28 protein-coding genes, 3 tRNA genes and 1 pseudogene are annotated in these 17900 nt (G+C 44.1%); 20 read left to right on the plus strand and 12 right to left on the minus strand.

The features are described from left to right. Positions 1-3 precede the first annotated feature (3 nt). The 9 genes from AAC853_RS16365 to AAC853_RS16405 all read left to right on the plus strand — a co-directional run bounded on the left by AAC853_RS16365 (position 4) and on the right by AAC853_RS16405 (position 5777). Positions 4-930 carry a DMT family transporter gene (locus AAC853_RS16365; protein WP_340615173.1) on the plus strand — a complete coding sequence of 309 codons (927 nt, stop codon included), beginning with the start codon at positions 4-6 and terminating at the stop codon, positions 928-930. 43 nt (positions 931-973) lie between these two features. Next, positions 974-1336: a hypothetical protein gene (locus AAC853_RS16370; RefSeq protein ID WP_338885280.1), complete on the plus strand. Its 363-nt coding sequence runs from the start codon at positions 974-976 to the stop codon at positions 1334-1336. 180 nt (positions 1337-1516) lie between these two features. Beyond that, complete coding sequence (locus AAC853_RS16375; protein WP_338885281.1) at positions 1517-1918, plus strand: GFA family protein; 402 nt, start codon at positions 1517-1519, stop codon at positions 1916-1918. A gap of 349 nt (positions 1919-2267) precedes the next feature. Continuing rightward, on the plus strand, positions 2268-2927 hold the full coding sequence (gene uvrY / locus AAC853_RS16380) for a UvrY/SirA/GacA family response regulator transcription factor (protein WP_340615174.1): 660 nt from the start codon (positions 2268-2270) through the stop codon (positions 2925-2927). Between the two features lie 23 nt (positions 2928-2950). Further along, positions 2951-4783, plus strand: a complete 1833-nt coding sequence (gene uvrC, locus AAC853_RS16385; RefSeq protein WP_340615175.1) for an excinuclease ABC subunit UvrC — start codon at positions 2951-2953, stop codon at positions 4781-4783. A gap of 55 nt (positions 4784-4838) precedes the next feature. Then, a complete protein-coding gene (gene pgsA / locus AAC853_RS16390) occupies positions 4839-5387 on the plus strand; it encodes a CDP-diacylglycerol--glycerol-3-phosphate 3-phosphatidyltransferase (protein WP_338885284.1) in 549 nt (182 codons plus the stop codon). Positions 5388-5529: 142 nt separating this feature from the next. Continuing rightward, a tRNA-Gly gene (locus tag AAC853_RS16395) sits at positions 5530-5605 on the plus strand. A 5-nt stretch (positions 5606-5610) separates the two neighbouring features. Continuing rightward, positions 5611-5684 (plus strand) — tRNA-Cys (locus AAC853_RS16400). A gap of 6 nt (positions 5685-5690) precedes the next feature. Beyond that, positions 5691-5777: transfer RNA gene (locus AAC853_RS16405), tRNA-Leu, on the plus strand. A 146-nt stretch (positions 5778-5923) separates the two neighbouring features. Here the strand turns inward: AAC853_RS16405 and AAC853_RS16415 are convergent. From AAC853_RS16415 to AAC853_RS16470, 12 genes and pseudogenes are all read right to left on the minus strand, one after another. Next, a pseudogene (locus AAC853_RS16415) lies at positions 5924-6942 on the minus strand (tyrosine-type recombinase/integrase). A 2-nt stretch (positions 6943-6944) separates the two neighbouring features. Then, positions 6945-7163 (minus strand): DUF4224 domain-containing protein, encoded by a 219-nt coding sequence (locus tag AAC853_RS16420; RefSeq protein WP_273571047.1) that lies wholly within the window; start codon positions 7161-7163, stop codon positions 6945-6947. Further along, a complete protein-coding gene (locus AAC853_RS16425) occupies positions 7132-7323 on the minus strand; it encodes a hypothetical protein (RefSeq protein WP_338885350.1) in 192 nt (63 codons plus the stop codon). Before AAC853_RS16425 ends, AAC853_RS16420 begins: the two co-directional genes overlap by 32 nt. A gap of 66 nt (positions 7324-7389) precedes the next feature. Beyond that, positions 7390-7581: a hypothetical protein gene (locus AAC853_RS16430; protein ID WP_273571045.1), complete on the minus strand. Its 192-nt coding sequence runs from the start codon at positions 7579-7581 to the stop codon at positions 7390-7392. Then, the gene (locus tag AAC853_RS16435; protein WP_340615176.1) at positions 7574-8164 is read right to left on the minus strand and encodes an HNH endonuclease signature motif containing protein; all 591 of its coding nucleotides are present in this window, start codon (positions 8162-8164) and stop codon (positions 7574-7576) included. The genes AAC853_RS16430 and AAC853_RS16435 overlap by 8 nt, the downstream gene beginning before the upstream one ends. After that, entirely contained in the window at positions 8164-8391 is a 228-nt protein-coding gene (locus tag AAC853_RS16440; protein ID WP_273571043.1) for a hypothetical protein, read from the minus strand. Before AAC853_RS16440 ends, AAC853_RS16435 begins: the two co-directional genes overlap by 1 nt. A gap of 10 nt (positions 8392-8401) precedes the next feature. Further along, positions 8402-8581 carry a hypothetical protein gene (locus AAC853_RS16445; protein ID WP_273571042.1) on the minus strand — a complete coding sequence of 60 codons (180 nt, stop codon included), beginning with the start codon at positions 8579-8581 and terminating at the stop codon, positions 8402-8404. A gap of 43 nt (positions 8582-8624) precedes the next feature. Further along, complete coding sequence (locus tag AAC853_RS16450; protein ID WP_340615177.1) at positions 8625-9119, minus strand: siphovirus Gp157 family protein; 495 nt, start codon at positions 9117-9119, stop codon at positions 8625-8627. Next, positions 9116-10945 carry a hypothetical protein gene (locus AAC853_RS16455; protein WP_340615178.1) on the minus strand — a complete coding sequence of 610 codons (1830 nt, stop codon included), beginning with the start codon at positions 10943-10945 and terminating at the stop codon, positions 9116-9118. Before AAC853_RS16455 ends, AAC853_RS16450 begins: the two co-directional genes overlap by 4 nt. Before the next feature lie 15 nt (positions 10946-10960). Beyond that, the gene (locus AAC853_RS16460; RefSeq protein ID WP_340615179.1) at positions 10961-11209 is read right to left on the minus strand and encodes a hypothetical protein; all 249 of its coding nucleotides are present in this window, start codon (positions 11207-11209) and stop codon (positions 10961-10963) included. Between the two features lie 13 nt (positions 11210-11222). Continuing rightward, the gene (locus AAC853_RS16465) at positions 11223-11555 is read right to left on the minus strand and encodes a hypothetical protein (RefSeq protein WP_340615180.1); all 333 of its coding nucleotides are present in this window, start codon (positions 11553-11555) and stop codon (positions 11223-11225) included. Between the two features lie 875 nt (positions 11556-12430). Further along, positions 12431-12796, minus strand: coding sequence for a hypothetical protein (locus AAC853_RS16470; RefSeq protein WP_340615181.1), 366 nt, complete (start codon positions 12794-12796; stop codon positions 12431-12433). 145 nt (positions 12797-12941) lie between these two features. Here AAC853_RS16470 and AAC853_RS16475 point away from each other — a divergent pair, with 145 nt between their 5' ends. From AAC853_RS16475 to AAC853_RS16525, 11 genes are all read left to right on the plus strand, one after another. Further along, positions 12942-13169: a transcriptional regulator gene (locus tag AAC853_RS16475; protein ID WP_340615182.1), complete on the plus strand. Its 228-nt coding sequence runs from the start codon at positions 12942-12944 to the stop codon at positions 13167-13169. A gap of 56 nt (positions 13170-13225) precedes the next feature. Continuing rightward, complete coding sequence (locus AAC853_RS16480; protein ID WP_340615183.1) at positions 13226-13687, plus strand: toxin YdaT family protein; 462 nt, start codon at positions 13226-13228, stop codon at positions 13685-13687. Positions 13688-13702: 15 nt separating this feature from the next. Then, the gene (locus AAC853_RS16485; protein WP_273571034.1) at positions 13703-13870 is read left to right on the plus strand and encodes a hypothetical protein; all 168 of its coding nucleotides are present in this window, start codon (positions 13703-13705) and stop codon (positions 13868-13870) included. Between the two features lie 9 nt (positions 13871-13879). Next, complete coding sequence (locus AAC853_RS16490; protein ID WP_340615184.1) at positions 13880-14950, plus strand: conserved phage C-terminal domain-containing protein; 1071 nt, start codon at positions 13880-13882, stop codon at positions 14948-14950. 51 nt (positions 14951-15001) lie between these two features. After that, entirely contained in the window at positions 15002-15433 is a 432-nt protein-coding gene (locus AAC853_RS16495) for a hypothetical protein (RefSeq protein ID WP_340615185.1), read from the plus strand. Positions 15434-15493: 60 nt separating this feature from the next. Then, positions 15494-16255: a phage antirepressor KilAC domain-containing protein gene (locus tag AAC853_RS16500; RefSeq protein WP_340615186.1), complete on the plus strand. Its 762-nt coding sequence runs from the start codon at positions 15494-15496 to the stop codon at positions 16253-16255. A 14-nt stretch (positions 16256-16269) separates the two neighbouring features. After that, a complete protein-coding gene (locus AAC853_RS16505) occupies positions 16270-16449 on the plus strand; it encodes a hypothetical protein (RefSeq protein ID WP_273571030.1) in 180 nt (59 codons plus the stop codon). A 2-nt stretch (positions 16450-16451) separates the two neighbouring features. Beyond that, positions 16452-16697 (plus strand): hypothetical protein, encoded by a 246-nt coding sequence (locus AAC853_RS16510; RefSeq protein ID WP_340615187.1) that lies wholly within the window; start codon positions 16452-16454, stop codon positions 16695-16697. Continuing rightward, on the plus strand, positions 16690-17028 hold the full coding sequence (locus AAC853_RS16515) for a hypothetical protein (RefSeq protein WP_340615188.1): 339 nt from the start codon (positions 16690-16692) through the stop codon (positions 17026-17028). The genes AAC853_RS16510 and AAC853_RS16515 overlap by 8 nt, the downstream gene beginning before the upstream one ends. A gap of 105 nt (positions 17029-17133) precedes the next feature. Then, positions 17134-17580, plus strand: a complete 447-nt coding sequence (locus AAC853_RS16520) for a helix-turn-helix domain-containing protein (RefSeq protein WP_340615189.1) — start codon at positions 17134-17136, stop codon at positions 17578-17580. Positions 17581-17596: 16 nt separating this feature from the next. After that, the gene (locus AAC853_RS16525; RefSeq protein ID WP_340615190.1) at positions 17597-17800 is read left to right on the plus strand and encodes a hypothetical protein; all 204 of its coding nucleotides are present in this window, start codon (positions 17597-17599) and stop codon (positions 17798-17800) included. Positions 17801-17900 lie beyond the last annotated feature (100 nt).

Below are 17900 nucleotides of genomic sequence, written 5' to 3' on the forward strand. Positions count from 1 at the left end.
AATATGAAAACAACTTCACAGTTAGCGATAGTGCTAACGTTAATTGCAACATTCTTTTGGGGATCAAATTTTCAGGTAACAAAATTTGCACTGACGAGTTTGCCACCGTGGACAGCTTCTGCTGAGCGTTTTTTCTATGCAGTTATCTGTATTTTTATTTTTTTTGCATGGAAAGAGGGGATTCACGGCAAGGTTTTGAAGCAAAATTGGTGGGCATTTATTGTTCTTGGGGCGATTGGTGTGGCGGGATTTAATGGGGCATTTTTTGTTGGTCTTCAAAGTTCCAACCCCGTTACGGCGGCTTTGATTGTGGCAACGACGCCTATCTCTGCCAACATTTTGGAAGCGATTATAAATCGGCGGTTACCTGAATTAATGAGAGTCATTGGTATGGCGATCAGTTTGTTGGGAGTTGCTTTAGTTATTACCAACGGTGAATTGATTTTGGGAGGTGTCTCTCAGATAGTAGCCGGCGATATAATCATTTTTATGGGAAGTCTTGGTTGGTCAATTTACACAGTGGGAATACGGGTATTTGTCAAAGATGCGACGCCATTGGCGACTACAAGCTGGACAATGCTTTTTGGTGCGATCATATTAGTGTTTATTGCGATTTTTGTGGAATCGCCAATAACTGCATTATCTTCAGGAACATTTGAAAGCCATTTGGCCTGTTTCTATATAGGTATTGGTGGTTCTACTATTGCCTATCTTTTTTGGAATATGGGGGTTGCTATTCGTGGAGCAGGAAAAACGGCGGTATTTTTTAACTTGGTTCCCATGTTTGCACTCATGATACAGCTAATAATGGGAAATATACCCAGCTTGCCACAACTAATTGGCGTTGTTGTCACTATTGTGGGAGTGCTCTTGGGGCAGGGAATATTGAGTAATATTCGGCTCATTAACATTGATAAAAATAAAAACTAGCATACAATCACCATGGTAACTAATTTATTAGTGGAGATCTGATATGGAAAAATTTACTGATAAATTAATTAGCTTTGACCGATTTATTTTAAGGATACTGCGCTTTCTTTTACATGCATTCATTATATTTCTGATCGGTATTATTCCTGGTGTACTGGGCTTTTTCTTGATAGAAAGCCATGCTATTCCTGATGCAATACTAAATTCAGTTTCAATGATTGGAACGCAAAACTTGCATATTGAACCCGTCAGTACCGTGGGAAAATATTTTGCGGCCATTTATGGACTGTTCCTTCAAGCTATATTTTTTATTGCAGTGGGTATGGTGGTGACGCCTTTTGTCCACCGAATACTGCACAGCTGGCATATTGATGATGAAGAGGATAATGAAGATATGAAAAAATAAATAACTTATTTTCCTGCTGTCTATCAAGCCATAATTTGAAGTTTCCAGAACTTATTTGTATGGCTAAAAATTAGAGAGTTATTGTAGTGAATAGGGTATTTTTAATGAAATATAGTGGTAGATTTATTCGATCTCAGACATAAAATTTCCTCTTATAAACTTATTATAGAGAGTTAAGTAATGAATAAAGGTCATTGTTTATGCGGTGCGGTAAGTGTGAACACCAATCAACGCATTGAAGATATTAACGTATGCCACTGTAAAACGTGTCAAAAATGGAATGGAGGTCCATTTTTATCTGTGGATTGTAAGGATGATCTAAAAATAGAAGGAGCTGAAAATATCTCAACATATCCGTCATCCGAATGGGCAGAACGCGCTTTCTGTAACAAATGCGGCACACATCTTTTTTACCACCTGCATCAACCAAGTGCTTATTATGTTCCAGTTGCTTTGTTTGAGAATAGTCATTCAGGTAAATTATCTCGCCAAATTTATGTGGAAAGTAAGCCAACATATTATAACTTTGTTGAAAAAACCCCTATGCTGACTAAAGCAGATGTCCTCAATTTATTTAAATAATTATTGCAATATGGGGAAAGTATTATCCTCATATTGTTCTGGATTAAAATGGATTACTCTAAATAATATAGAGATTAGAGATATGTTAATTAATAAAATATCGAATAAAATCAATTGGCTATATATTTATTTTATTTCATTGATATGTAACAATTCTCTTTCTGTTTTGCCCTAATGTTAGTATAATCTGTTATCTCATCCAAAAGGTTTCTCTCTCACTCGTGAGAAAATGTTATTTTTTGTCAATTTATCTTATGAAAATCATAAAGATAGACTCAACGTGTCCGTTTTGTTTTGGAGTTTATTAATTTTATCATTATTGTGGATATTACGTTAGTGGAGATGTTGTTTGATTAATGTTTTATTAGTTGATGACCATGAACTGGTGCGCATTGGTGTGAAAGGCGTCCTTGATGATATAAAAGGGATAAAAGTTGTAGGAGAAGCCAGTAGTGGAGAAGATGCGGTCAGATGGTGTAGATCAAACAGCACGGATATTGTCATGATGGATATGGGAATGCCCGGTATAGGAGGGTTGGAGGCGGCTAAAAAAATCATCCGTTATTCACCTGATACACGAGTGATTATGCTGACTATCCATACTGAAAGCTCTTTACCCACAAAAGTGATGCAAGCAGGGATCAGGGGATATTTGAGCAAGGCTGCCGCTCCTCAGGATATGATCAATGCAATTCGGACTGTTTATGCAGGCCAGCGTTACATTTCCCCGGATATTGCCCAGCAGATGGCACTCAACCAGTTATCACCCGCAAAAGAAAATCCGCTGGATGAACTTTCGGAGCGGGAATTGCAGATCATGACAATGATAACTCAGGGTCGCAAAGTTAATGAGATTTCTGAATTGCTTAATCTGAGCCCAAAAACAGTGAATAGTTACCGCTATAGGATGTTCAGTAAACTAAATATCAAAGGTGATGTAGAATTGACCCATATGGCAATACGTTGTGGATTGCTTGATGCGCAAAATATGGTAACTCACGGTGGGTAATAAGATTTGATGGGTGATCAGTTATGGCGGAACTATTTAATTCAAAGGCATTTTTAAAAACAGTTACCAATCAGCCGGGCGTCTACCGCATGTATGATATCACTGGCACAGTGATCTATGTTGGTAAAGCTAAGGATCTAAAAAAACGCTTATCTAGCTATTTTAGGGCACAAGTTAGTAGCCGTAAAACAGAGTCATTAGTGAAAAATATCGTTCAGATAGACGTCACCGTTACCCACACAGAGACAGAGGCGCTTCTGCTTGAACATAACTACATCAAGCTGTATCAGCCTCGCTACAATGTATTACTGAGAGATGATAAATCTTATCCTTATATTTTCTTGAGTAGTGATATCCACCCTCGTTTAACCTTATATCGTGGCGCCAGGCATACAAAAGGAGAATACTTCGGCCCATTCCCTAATTCTCATGCAATACGCGACACTTTGGCTTTATTGCAGAAACTATTTCCTATTCGCCAATGTGAAGACAATGTGTACCGCAATCGTTCAAGGCCTTGCTTGCAATATCAGATTGGGCGCTGCTTGGCTCCTTGTGTTAAGGGGTTTGTAACAGATGAAGAATATCAGCAGCAAGTTGAATACGTTCGCCTGTTTTTGGCGGGGAAAGATCAGCAAGTATTGGATGAACTGGTTGCAAAAATGGAAAATGCAAGTCAACAGCTTAAATTTGAAGAAGCAGCCCGTTATCGCGATCAGATCCAAGCAGTACGGCAAGTTACGGAACGACAATTTGTTTCCGGAGAAGGTGATGATCTTGATGTTATTAGCGTCGCTTTTGAGGCAGGAATGGCCTGTGTGCATGTCTTATTTATCCGTCAGGGTAAGATATTGGGCAGCCGAAGTTATTACCCCAAAATTCCGGCTGATACAAAATTAGATGAAGTAGTGCAAACTTTCCTTGGTCAATTCTATCTCCAAGGAAGCCAAAACAGGACGTTGCCAACAGAAATTTTGTTGGATTTTGCATTGCCTGAGAAAGAACTATTAGAAAGATCACTTGCTGAAATATTGGGCAGGAAAATCTATATCCAGGCACGGCCAAGAGGCGATAGGGCGCGTTATTTAAAATTAGCACGCACTAATGCTGCGACAGCTTTGATAACCAAACTCTCCCAACAATCGACAATTCATCAGAGATTAGCGTCATTGGCTACATTTGTCGGCTCTGAAAAAATCCACCGTATGGAATGTTTCGACATCAGTCACACGATGGGAGAACAAACTGTCGCATCATGTGTTGTTTTTGATGCTAATGGTCCAGTTCGTACAGAATACCGCCGCTATAATATTACAGGTATTACTCCAGGGGATGATTATGCTGCGATGAGTCAAGTCTTGCGTCGTCGATATGGCAAGGCTATTGATAAGACAAAAATCCCTGACATCATTTTTATTGACGGTGGAAAAGGTCAGCTTGCGCGTGCGATTGAAGTTTTCGACTCTTTGGAAGTTGAATGGAATAAAAAGTATCCTAAGTTAATTGGCGTTGCGAAAGGCAGTGATCGTAAGGCTGGACTAGAAACCCTTTTTTTTGAAGTGGAAGGAGAAGGGATTGCACTTCCTCCTGATTCACCTGCATTACACGTTATTCAGCATATTCGTGATGAATCTCACAACCATGCCATTACAGGGCATCGTCAGCGTCGGGAAAAAGTGAAAAAGACCAGTACATTGGAGTCGATTGATGGTATTGGGCCAAAACGTAGACAAATGTTACTTAAATATATGGGTGGATTACAGACTTTACGCAATGCAAGTGTAGAAGAGATCGCAAAAGTGCCTTCTATTTCTTATGCACTGGCAGAAAAAATCTATAATGCGTTGAAACACTAGAAGTATTGATGCACCATACTAATAAATTTAACCTAGCCAGATATTACTAAGCATTATGCAATTAAATATTCCAACATGGCTTACTCTATTTCGTATTGCCTTAATTCCATTCTTTGTTTTGGCATTCTACTTGCCATTCCAATGGGCACCGATGGTATGTGCCATTATCTTTATTATCGCTGCTGCAACAGATTGGTTTGATGGTTTTCTTGCCCGGTTGTGGAAACAGACGACGCGTTTTGGAGCATTTCTTGATCCGGTGGCGGATAAAGTGATGGTAGCTATTGCGTTGGTACTGATTGCAGAACATTACCATACGTGGTGGATCACGCTACCTGCTGCGACGATGATTGCTCGTGAGATCATCATATCTTCTCTGCGTGAGTGGATGGCGGAATTAGGAAAGCGCAGTAGTGTAGCTGTTTCCTGGATGGGAAAAATAAAAACTACGGCACAAATGGCGGCATTGGTTGCCTTATTATGGCGTCCTTGCATTGAACTTGAAGTAGGGGGATTCATCCTATTATACGTTGCTGCGGTCTTGACATTCTGGTCAATGTTTCAATATTTGAGCGCTGCATGGGACGATTTGCGTGAAAGTTGATCCGAATGACGCAAAAATCATCGAACGAACGAGTTTTATAAATAATTGTGTTGACTCATTTCGTGAAGTAAGTAGAATGCAACGCATCGAACGGCACATCAGGTTTACGAAACAAGTTAAGTAAATCAAGCGGTTCGGAAAGGCGGGAATAGCTCAGTTGGTAGAGCACGACCTTGCCAAGGTCGGGGTCGCGAGTTCGAGTCTCGTTTCCCGCTCCAAGAAAGGCGCGTTGGCAGAGTGGCCATGCAGCGGATTGCAAATCCGTCTACCTCGGTTCGACTCCGGGACGCGCCTCCAAATTTAGCCCAGGTGGTGAAATCGGTAGACACAAGGGATTTAAAATCCCTCGGCCTTAAGGCTGTGCGGGTTCAAGTCCCGCCCTGGGCACCAAATTAAAACTTGATATAAAACATTGAGTTAGGGTTAGAAAAAAGCCACCTTCGCGGTGGCTTTTTTCTTTGATAAAAATCACGTTTCACTATTCGTTCACTATATTCGTTCACTATATTCATTCACTATATTTTTTGACCATCCGTTTACTTTTTTTGTCCCCCAACAACCGGAACCACTTCAATTTTTCTGTTGTATCTTGCGGTCTGGGTAATGTTTTTATGACCCGAAATTACCTGTTTTTCGGCCAGCGTACCTTCCAGATCGGAGATGCCTTTTGCCTTTAAGTCGTGAAAGTGAAATTAAAATCCAGATGAGGAAATGCCTCTTTTGCGGCGGCTCTGGCTTTTTTCCAGCGGCTGTTAAAACCATCGCGGGTATATTTATGGCCTTTGGCCTGACAAATTACATACAGGCTGACAATACCGGGATCAGTTATGAGTGTGTTACTCAGCTTAACCACATTTTCTAAGCGTTTCGTCCAAGCTTTAATTTGTTTTTTGCCGGTTTTACCCTGGCGAATAAAGATCCCGTTTTCCATTAGCTGGGCGTGGGTGAGTGACAGAACATCGGCTTGCCGCGCACAGCACAAGTAAGCCAGCTCCATCGCTACTTTAACGACAGTAGGGGCAACGGAATAAAGTGCATGATATTCCGCATCCGTGATATACCGTTCCCGCGCTTTTTCCTTGTATTGCTGCACGCCTTTACACGGATTACCTTTGACCATTCCACGCTCATAGCCCCACTTGTAGACCCGGGACAAGAAAGTTTTTTCGCGGTTGGCCTGTGTCTTGCTCTTCAGCCTGCGTTTGTCCATATACTTTCTGACATGCTCAGGTTTCACATTGTCTGGTGCCATTCTCCCAAAAACAGGGATCAGCTTGTTGGCATATTTCCGATAGTCTTTTTTGGTGTCTGTCGCCAGATCCTGAAACGTGGCTGAAGCCAGGAATTGTTTGATTAATTTTGACACGGTGTTTTCCTCGCGTGACATGTCACAGATAATTTTTTCATACTCCGCCCAGATAACTGAAAGCGGGGCGTCTAGAGGGCAAAGGGAAATCGATCCCCCTCTGGCTGGATGAAATTCAAATTTGGTTTTTCCCCGATAGACCCGTTTAGGTAACTTGGCATCGGCGGCGTTCTTCCTTGTTCTGGCCATAATTACATGTTCTCGAAATCGGGCTCTTCGGCAGGCTTAGAGTAACGGGTGGCAATCATGGGGTGGTTAAAATGCTTCCAGGTTGTTCGGGGTTTACCGTCTTGGCGCGTAATAAAGAAAATGCCATGTTTGGCCAGTGCCTCGCATTGTTTGGAGGGAACTTGATACCCAGTCAATTCTTCCATTTCTTCATCGGTGATAATGTCGCAGTGGTTTTTCATGGTCTTGCCTCATCATTGATAAAATGAGCAGATCAGCGGTGTCACAAGCGCGGGTAATCTCTGCCTGATCACAGGGCGCATTTTTGACGCTGGCGGCTAATCGTCCCAGTTTGATATCGAAGTCAGTTAATAGTTGTTGTCCCGGTTGCCAGGGTTGCATGATGGTGCTCCTTTCGGTGGATGTCCCATCATGCTATGCATTACGTGACCAGATTTCTGATTAGGCTTAATCAGGTTTACGGGTGAGGAATAAACTGTCGGCCTCTGCCTTCTGGTGGTTGTCAACCGGCTCGATTTTGACTTCGGGCGGGAAGTCGTAAAAGACGGCGCAGCGGCGGTCAGTGATGACTTGGCCGCTGGTTCCATCAGGCAGGGTAAGTCTGATGGGCTGGTAACGTTTATGTTGATGTTTAAGCATGGGTCTTGCCTCTTGTTTTCTCTCTAATGGCCATCTTTATCCGTGCGAGCTGAACAGTGGTTGGTTTGTATTCAGCGGGGGCATTTGCATAGTACCGGTTAATGACCGCATTCTCTTGTTGCGATATCAGCATCAGGTTTTCAATCGCACAATTTTGTTTATCGTCATCGATAAATTTAATCACGCCGCCTTTGGGGATCTGGCCATGATGTTGTTCCCAAACTACCCGATGTTTCAGTTTCCATTTGTTGGGTTCAGCCACTTTTATTTTGATATAACCGTCCTTGGTCACGGCTTCACTGCCAATAACCAGAGAGTTATGGGGACGGTGATTTTTCTTAAATGATCCTGAATTTGAACCGGTTAACCCTTTTGCACCTTTGTTGGCCGGAGTGTGACCTTTCATAAAACAACCGCTGCGGCCTGTTTTTAATCCCAATCGTTTTCGCAGTGCATTAATGGCATCAGAGGAGCGGGTAGCATTAAATTGTTGGTTAAAGGCGACGGTGAGTTTACCTAGCCGCAATAAATAATGTTGCCGCATCCAGGCTTCCATTGCCGGGGTATAGACAAAATTCGCCATTATTTCACCTCCAGATATTTGGGCGCGGACTGAATTTCGTTGTCACCCAACATCTTTTGCACTGTAAGTGCCAGTTTGCCGTTTTCCACAATTTGGTTGGCGACCGCCGAAACCGCCTTTGAACGGGCAATTTCGCTTTCGAGTTCTTCACCTTTCAGCGCTTCATCAGAAAGGCGTTCTAACTGTGCAAACAGATGATTATGCAGATCTTCCAGATTATTTTTCATACTGCCACTCTCAATGTAATTGACCGTGACGGTGGACGGAATTCAGTTGGCCTACCAAGGCCGTTTTCAGTTGTTCCAGGGCGGCCTTTTCCATGGGGGCAAAATCTTCGGTTCTGTCCGCCGACCAGGTTACTTCGCACTGCCCGATTTCTTCGTTATAAAAGATACTGACTTCAAGTCTTGCTGCCATTATGTGCTCCTCAATGCCCGAATCATCGGGCATAAATTGATGGTTAACGAACCTGCAAACTTCTTTCCCCGATTTCGAGATGTGCGCCCGGTACGGTTTCACCGCGTTCGATAGCCGCCTTAATCGCTTTCTTGTCCGGTGCGGTGATGGTCTGCACATCCACTAATTCATCGGGCAATAACATCTCATTATCGATAATGACTCTGGCGATACCCTGACGCGCACTGAAGGTATTTTTCGTGGTTCTCAGACTGTTCAGTTCGGCTTTGAGCAAGCAATCCAGCACATATTTCTTGAGGTGTTTGACCTGACTTTCAAAGGATTTTTTGCGCTCAGTGAGTCGCCTGGCCTCATCGTCCAGCGTTCGGGTCTGCCCTTCAAGATTGCGGACATGGATCATGATGGTATCCAGTTTGTCACCTAACTCACCCTCAAGACCTTCAAGGGTATCGGCGATGGCTTCCGGTGAAAATTCACCGGCTGCTATCAATTTTTGCAACTGATCATAGTCGGCGGCTAATGCAATCGCAGTGGTCATGAGTTTGCCTCTTCCAGTTTAGATAAACAGTCTTTTTCGATTTCAGTTAAACGGCGTAAGCGGCCTGATAGATAGCGTTCATACTCTTTGTCACCGAGTGACTTTGCGTTCTTGAGATGCACGTCGATTTCACGGGTCAGTGTGGATGCAATGCCCCTCAGCTCATTTTTAGTGATCGCCGTTTTCATGGTTTCGGTGTTGCGTGCAAACTTCTCGTCCAGCTCCTTACGTAAACGGGTGAGATCTTCGGCTTTATCACTGGCGGCTTTGATACCAAATTCAATTTTGTTTTCAGCCAAGTATTCTGGGTTATCGTGCATGCCCATAAAGACATCGGCGCTAAACCCAAGCATGGATAAGGCTTTTTTGATGGCGTCTGTCAGGGATTTCTTAAGCACTTCCCCATCTGCTTTTGGTCCATAATTTGATTGGTAGCGATAGGGTGTCGCGCCATAACTGATGAATGATGCACGTTCGCCATATTCATCTGCGTACCAGAATAAAATCTTGATAGAATGGTTCTGGGTAAAAATTAATGAGCCATCACCATCACGCAAAAAACGGGTGGCTATTTGTTTATTACGCTCATCCAGAACGGGTTCAGTCATGGGAATGCCGTCGATAGATTTTTCTTCCAGAATGTCATAGCCCCAGCCTTTACCAATTGGGCCAAATAGTTCAGTGGCTCGCATCAGCATATAGTTACTGTTGATGCTGGTGCCGCTATAACCCATCCCTTCCAGTGGCTTGGTAAAACGCGGATCGGTACGCTGAACCGCTTTCCAGATATGCAGATTGACCTGCTGTTGATTACCCTGTGCCTTGATGGTTTCTTCGAGCAGATCGGCACGGTGCTGGAAATTATCATTACTGGCGTTCTGGCCACTGACTGGCAATAATGGAGTGATTTCATCATTGGCCGCCGTTTGGGGTGCGGTTTCCTCGGTTTTTGGTGCCGCTTTCTCAGTTTCTGGTGCCGCTTCCTCGATTTCTGGTGTGGCTTTCTCAGTTTCTGGCGCTACTTCTTCGGTTTCCGGTACAGTCTCCTTTTTGGCTGGTTTGGTCTTTCTGGTCTTGCGGGGTTTAGTTTCGCTTTTTTCCTCTTTTACTTCGGGGGCTGCCTGGGTTTCAACTTCATCGGCAGTGCCATTCTCTGATGAGGTTTCTGGTATTGATGCAGGCTCGTCAGGCGCATCCTGTAATTCAGCGATACGGGTATCACTTAAGGCGTGGTTCAAAAATGCCTTCATGTTGTTAAAGCTTCTCAAAAACTCAGGGCGCCGTTTACCTTCGCGAACTATCTTGAAAATTGTTTCGCGTGGGATAGATAAAGCATCCGTTCTGATACGAAATGCCATAGACCACCAACGCCATGTTTTATCGTTGTCTGCAATGAGTTGTTTAGCGGCCGTCAAACTGTGTGACATAACCGCCCAGCAATGAAAATCCCCGTCCAGTAATGCCAGCGCGATTTCTAAATCCAGGGTGGCATAAGTATGAACAAAATCACGTTTGTTAATGGCTGGGGTTTGAGCCGGTTCGAGGCTTTTAGCCTGCCATGTTGTGCCATTGAATTCATATTCAGTCGCAAACTTCTCATCAAATTTACCCACGGGTGGGCGAGGGGAGCCGACCCGATCTTCACAAATAATGGGATTATCGGTGTTAAATTTATCCATATCATCAGGATAGAATTCACCTAAATTCACAATGGCCATGGCTTTCGCCATTTTGATGGAATTTGCTTCAAGCGCGATGGCTAAAGATATCGCACCGCCCTGTTGAGCCGCTGGAGTCGGCTCAAATACACAAACGTAAGTTGTCATGGGTCTTGCCTTTTGTTAATTGCCTGTTTTAGCTAGTTTGACGGCTCTTCGAATGCCGGCTTTGGGAAGCCGAACAGTGGAATAAAGATCCTTGACAGGATTTGAGTAAACCATCCCCGTTGTCGGGTAATATTCCACCCGCCGTTTTCCGCCAAGAATAGAAATATGGGTTACCCCTTTCATGGAATCACTGTTATTTTCATGCTCAACGGCTGCTAAGCTTGCATCCAGAATCATTTCAATCACGTCATTGATGTCTTGCATACTTCACCCAGGTTTAATAAGGAAGCTCCATATCGGAAGCGGAAACAGGTTTACCTTCAATGCATAAGAGCGACTGGATGTGGTCTTCAATCCGGTTCACTTCTACCTGCGCATGGGACAGTACTTTTTCTTTTTCAGCCTTAAGTGCGTCGATCTGCGCCTGGATGAGATCAGGCTTATTAACTGACGGGAGCGTGATTTCCACGTCATGCTGAGAAACTAATGCCCCCCAAAAGGTAGTATTCACAGGTTCATTGGTGAACGTGGTGAACTCAATCTGTCGGTCAAAACCTTCTTTGGCATACACATAGAGGGTAATTTTGAGAGTCTTGGGTTGTGCTTTCATAGCAACTCCTATATATTGTCGTGGATCGATGAGTTATCATTGGTCTTGCCTCTTTGAGCGGATTGGTCTCCGCTCTAAGAAACCCGGTAGCTTTGGTCGGCGACCCGGGGTAAAAGAACCCACTTCGGTGGGTTTTTTTACGTCTGTAATAAGTTGCCCGTCTTTCCGGGCTGTCAGGTTATTGATTGCCTCTTACGTATCATCATGTAGATGACGATGGTCTCCGAACTAAAAGGTGCTGGTTACGCTATCCAGCGTCGCTTTACCCTGGTCAAGGCTGACGACCGGTTTAGTTGCCTCTTTGGTGCATCACGCTAATGGTGATTGGTCTCTTTCTAACTGTATTCCCTGGTGTTGGGATAAAAGTCAGTTGTCATCGAGTGGTAATCATGGCAGGTCGCGATGAGTGCTGCGGTTCTCCTCCTCCATGACAACTGAAACTGCAAATTCGGTCTTGAACACTTAACCTAAACGGCTGCTGTGCCGTATTGTCTGAGCAAATCATCTACCTCTTCATATGCCGGTAGCGGCTACTTCGTGGGCATCCTGCCTGTTTGCTGATGGAATGAAGTTTAGTAATTAATAAACTAAAAGTAAGGTAAAAATTAAACAAAGAAGGGCGATTGGTTTGAGTATTAAGGTTAATTATTTGATTTTATTTATTATATTTTTATTGTTGGAATGTAGGGGGAGTTTGTTTTTTCCTTGTTAAGGAAAATATTGGGTAGGTTTAGTTGTAGACAATTGCACATATATCTGTCACGACTATTTATTCAACTAATTAATTATGAGTAGAGATGCTTGGATGATAATATTATCTGAATGAACGAGTATTAAATTGATAAATAAGGAAAAAGTCAGAAAATGACTCTTCCCTATGCTTTCTTTTGCTTTTTTTTATGTAATAATTCTTCTAGTAAATTATCATAGTGCTGTTTTTTCTCTTCAAGATTTTTTATCAGAGCAGTAGCTTCACTATCTGGCAATTCCTCAAATAGTTCCAGAAGAATTTTTTGCCTAGGGGTTAATATTACTTGTAGCGGATCTCCTAATTCGGCATCGTTCGAACCAGAATCCAGATAACCTTCTGGCATATGGTAGTCCCTTTCTAAGCGTCTTGCCGCCTTTTCACCAAAAGATGCCTTGCCGTTCATAAGCTGTGATAGATAGCTTTTCTCCTTTTCAGGAAGAGTTTTGTCAGAAAACCAATCTTTTAGGCGTTGTTGCCTGATATTTTTCATGCTCATTTGATTTATAAGACTCCATATAGGAATTGAACTTGCTTTTGTACCAGCTAAATTGTGATTAGTATTTACTAAACAAGCAAATGCTTAACAAATGTTTGGTGTTTATTAAACTATTTGTATTTCCAATAAAGGGGTAGCTATGAAACCAAATGATTACATTTCCAGTTTAAAACGAGGTGAAGCAAAACTGCTGGCTGAGAAACTTGGGGTATCCAGTTCTTATTTATCACAAATGGCTCATGGTCATGCACCAGTTCCCCCAGCTAGGTGTTTCGATATTGAAAATGCCACCAATGAGAAAGTGACAAGACAAGATCTTCGTCCCCATGATTGGCAAAAAATATGGCCCGAAATGAATGTTAACTGAGGTGTCAGTGAAAAACTGATTTTCAATAATCAACATTGCGACAGGAGACGCAAATCGTGGAGCAAGATATCAATACGCTCAGAGCCGAAGTTGAGGCTTGGGCCATGGAGCGAGGGCAGGAGCATGTAGCCATTGAAGTCAGTCGTATGTATTTCCTGCTAGGTGCGGGTTGTTCTCACCATCGGTTACGTCAGATTGAGGACGCAACAGGAAATGCTGACTGGAAAGCGATAAACAATAACCGGCAACAAATTTTTCGCTGGTTGCGCAGTGATTCGAACGCAGCACAACGCAAGATCACGGAACTGTTACCGGCCATTGAAGCGGCATTGCCGGCAGAACGGCGGGCGAAGTTAATGAGCGAAGAGAGCCTGAATTATCTCGCGTCTGTTGCGATCAGGGAATTTGCTGCCGCCATAAGTGAAACCCTACTTGGAGGGCGTGACATGTCACACCGTATAGCCATCGCGGTATCTGCGTTAAATGCCATTGAACCCCGTTTGACCAACGTGCATTAACGAGAGGCAAGACCAATGATGAAACCCATCGATAAGATCACTTATCGCAATGGCTTTCGCCGGAACGATAAGCCTGCCACTTTTGAGGAAGTGTCAGAAATTTATGAAGGCCGCAGGGAAGCGGCACTGACAGCTTGGGAACAGGGCAAAAGACAGAAAAATGGCAGAGCCAAAAATAAGTAAGGGCGTGATATGAATTTGTTATTGTTAAAAAGCCGCCCACTAGTGGTTATCCCTGAGTTGGCCATGCGCCTGGGATTGAATGAGGCCATTATTTTGCAGCAGATCCAATACTGGCTGACAGAAACGTCGTCGGGTATTGAGGTCAATGGCTGCCGCTGGATCTACAACACGGTCGAAAAATGGCAAGCGCAATTCCCGTTTTTTTCCGAATCCACCATTAAACGAGCGCTGTCAAATTTGAAAAAGCTGGGTGTATTGCGGATTGAGCAAATTAATAAATCCAGCCATGACCGGACGAATTATTACGCAATCAATTATGAACACCCATTGTTAGCCGATAAGGTCAAAATGACCCCATCGAACAACGCAAACAAAGACCATCGAGCGGGTCAAAATGACCTTATCGACAGGGGCAATTTGGCACACTCCAACGGGTCAGAATGCGCCGTTCTGAACGGGTCAAATTGGCCTGATCTTACAGAGACTACAACAGAGATTACTACAGAGAGTACAACAGAGACTAACGTTTCTTGTCAGGTTCCGGTGGAACCCGACCACGATCCAGCTCGACAGGTCTTGGTTTATTTCAATCAGGTGACCGACTCTAACTACCGTGATGGCAAAACCACGATGGGGTATATCCGAGCGCGATTGAGTGACGGTTATACGGTGGACGACCTGAAACTCATTACGGATTACCTGACTACCAAGTGGCGAGAAGATGGCAAGATGCGTGATTACCTGCGCCCGAAGACCCTGTTTGGCCCGGAGAATTGCACGGAGTATTTCGATAAAGCATGCAAGTGGGACAAAGCGGGGCGTCCTGCCTGTGTCAATGGTCGCTGGCTGAAAGCCGGAGAAACCGCCATCACCATCGATACTGTGGAGCGCGATGCCACGTTCCAACAACTGTTTTCAACCGGCTGGACACCGACGAACCGTATTCAGGAACTGGCAGCGCAACTTGCGCGTAAAGCGGGTTTAGGACGGATGAGTGAGGTACCGGCCTTGGCTGCCTGGCGTGGGATCTGGAAACAGGCCGCGGAACAGGCGGCGAAAGAGCCGTATTCTGACCAGTAGCTAAAACACTTTCTGACCAAAAGCGGATGAACAAACACGAGGCAAGACCCCATGAACAACGAAAACGATGTCAACAAACTGATCCTGGATAACCGTCATCATGTCGATGATGGCTGTAACCACACTGATCGCATTCTTGATGATTTAAACCAGGCGGCACGGGCACGTAGTCGTCAGCCTTATCAACCCAAACCGAAACTCATTCCGGTGGCAAAACCTGTGACAGCAGCGGAACCCAGCATCAACATTGGGAAGCGATTTAACTATGGCCAGAATATTGTCCGGGGCATGTATGAACTCACTCGGCTCGGCAGAACAGCAGAGTACATCGCCATTTTGCTCCGTATGCCACTGGGCGATGTCCAGCGGGTGTTATTACGTAAAACGCCCGTTCAAAAGACAGTCTACAAACAGGTGATGACAGCACCTAAACCGATTGAAAAAGAAGTTATCAAGCGACTTTCAGCGGAATCGAGGGAATAGCCGTTTTTTTAAACATGCCTGAATGACTGGCGTGATGTAAGACTCAACAAAGGAACCCGTATGTTAAATGTTATCGATAAGAAAACCTTGCCCGTAATCGCAGGCGTTGAAATCACCACCGATGCCAAAGGACGTTTTAATCTGAATGCGCTACATAAGGCAAGTGGCAGGGAAAAGAAACATGGCCCAAGTTATTGGCTAGCACTTGAGGGAACTATCCAATTAATTTCAGAATTGCAAAACCAAACTACCGAGATCACGGTAGTTAAAAAAGCAGGGCGCACAGGGGGGACTTTTGCTCACGAACTTTTAGCTATCGAATATGCTGGCTGGATTTCCCCAAAATTCCGTCTGCAGGTTAACCAAACCTTTATCGACTACCACTCAGGCAGGCTGACAACACCACAATCGGTTTTACCCAATGCTAAGCAACTGGCGCTGATGGTCATTCAGGCTGAAGAGGAGAAAGAGCGGCTTTCGCTGGCGGTGAATCAGTTAGAGCACCAGATCTTTGAAGATGCGCCGAAAGTTGAATTTCATGACAAAGTCTCTGCGTCACATGGTTCCCTCAGCATTGCGCAGGTTGCTAAGGTTTTAGGTACAGGTCGAACCCGTTTGTTTGCGTTCCTGCGACAAATCGGCTGGGTCTCCCGTCGCAATGAACCGTATCAGGAAAAAATACAAGCAGGCTTGATGGATGTGAAATTAGGTCGTTGGGAACACCCGGAACGCGGCATTCAGGAATGTATCACGTCACTGGTGACGGGCAAGGGATTAATTAAATTACAAAAACTTTGGACATTGAGAAATCAGACTCACTGAGAGAGGCAAGACCAATGAAAACATCAAACAACTTTTTGCATTACCTAAAAGACGAAGTGATCGGTTACTGGGAAATTCTGACCGATGAAGAATTCTGGCTCCATATGCTCGCCTTGTTCCTGCTGCTGACCTTTCCGGTTTCACTGCCGGTGATGGCGTTGATCCGGTTTGTTTACGACTGGCTGGGAGAATAACGATGGATAAGCAATTAAACACGGAAAGCAAGGTATACACGGCGGAAATCGAGCTGACAGGGTTTATTCTCTACGGTAACGCTGATTTTCGGGCAAGTGGGCGCATTTACCATGATGTTAATCAACGCTGGTCTGATGGCGCTGAAATCATTACGTCACCGGTTGAGAATATTCATACCTTTAATGCTGATGGTTTTATCCGTACCCGCAATTCGGTCTATAAGCTCAGGACGCCTAACCATGGCTAAATCCCCGGCAGAACGTAAAGCCGCCCAACGTCAGCGCCAGCAGGAGGCTGGCGTTACCAAAATAGAATTGCTCCTTGATAATCAGGAATTGGCGATGCTGAAGCGCAATTGTGCACTGCGCAGACCGGGCAGGGAGCCTTACGACGTCAATGAATACCTCACGATGTTAATTCGAATGGATGACCGTTCATTAAAACAGCAGATGGCTGAGCTACAGGAACAATGCTGTGGAAAATGTGGTGAGTCTTTACCGGTGGCTGAATGCTGTTTTTCGGGTGAAGCCGCGTGTTGGAATACATTGGGCTGGCATGAACTGAAATTAACACTATAAAGAGTTGTTAATGGGCACAAGACGCGGTTATCTGTTTCGTTTATTGCGATTTTCGTTTGTTTCGATTACACTCGTTATAATGACTAACATACCAGGTATACACATATGAGTAATGCAACCTTAGCCGGCTTGAATCTTCCGGCAAAGCATGAGATTGAAATCGCAATGCGCAGCCAACGAGAGCTGGCTGCGTTTCTTTCCACCCAATTAGAAACTCAACAGATCACTATCAAAGGTGCAGATAACACATTTCACCAAATTGAATTACCGACCTCAGCATTAACCATGTTGATGAATATACTGGGTGAATTAGCAGTAGGTAATGCTGTGCAAATTGTACCGGTGCACGCTGAACTGACGACACAAGAAGCGGCAAATATACTGAATGTATCTCGCCCTCATTTGGTGAAGCTATTGGAAGAAGGGAAATTACCTCACCATAAAAGGAAGCGTCGAGTGTTATTTTCCGATTTGATGAAATACAAAAAGCAACGTGATGCTGACAGTTTGGCTGCGATGCAAGAACTTGCAGCTCAGGCACAAAAAACTTGAACTAGGTTATTAAAGGATGAAATATTCTCCTTATCCTGTGGTACTTGATGCCTGTGTTCTGTATCCGGCAAGATTGCGTGACTTACTGATGCATTTAGGTCTGGCTGGCCTGTATCAACCAAAATGGTCAGCCACTATTCAGGGAGAATGGAAGAGAAATTTACTGAAACAGCGTCCTGATATCAAGCCTGAAATGCTGGAACACACAACAGCGCTATGAATAAAGCCTTGCCAGATGCCAATGTCACAGGTTTTGAGTCATTAATTGAAGGATTAAGACTCCCTGATAAATACGATCGCCATGTATTGGCAACGGCCAT

The sequence above is a fragment of the Xenorhabdus thailandensis genome (assembly GCF_037996785.1).
In the GTDB taxonomy this organism is placed as follows: domain Bacteria; phylum Pseudomonadota; class Gammaproteobacteria; order Enterobacterales; family Enterobacteriaceae; genus Xenorhabdus; species Xenorhabdus griffiniae.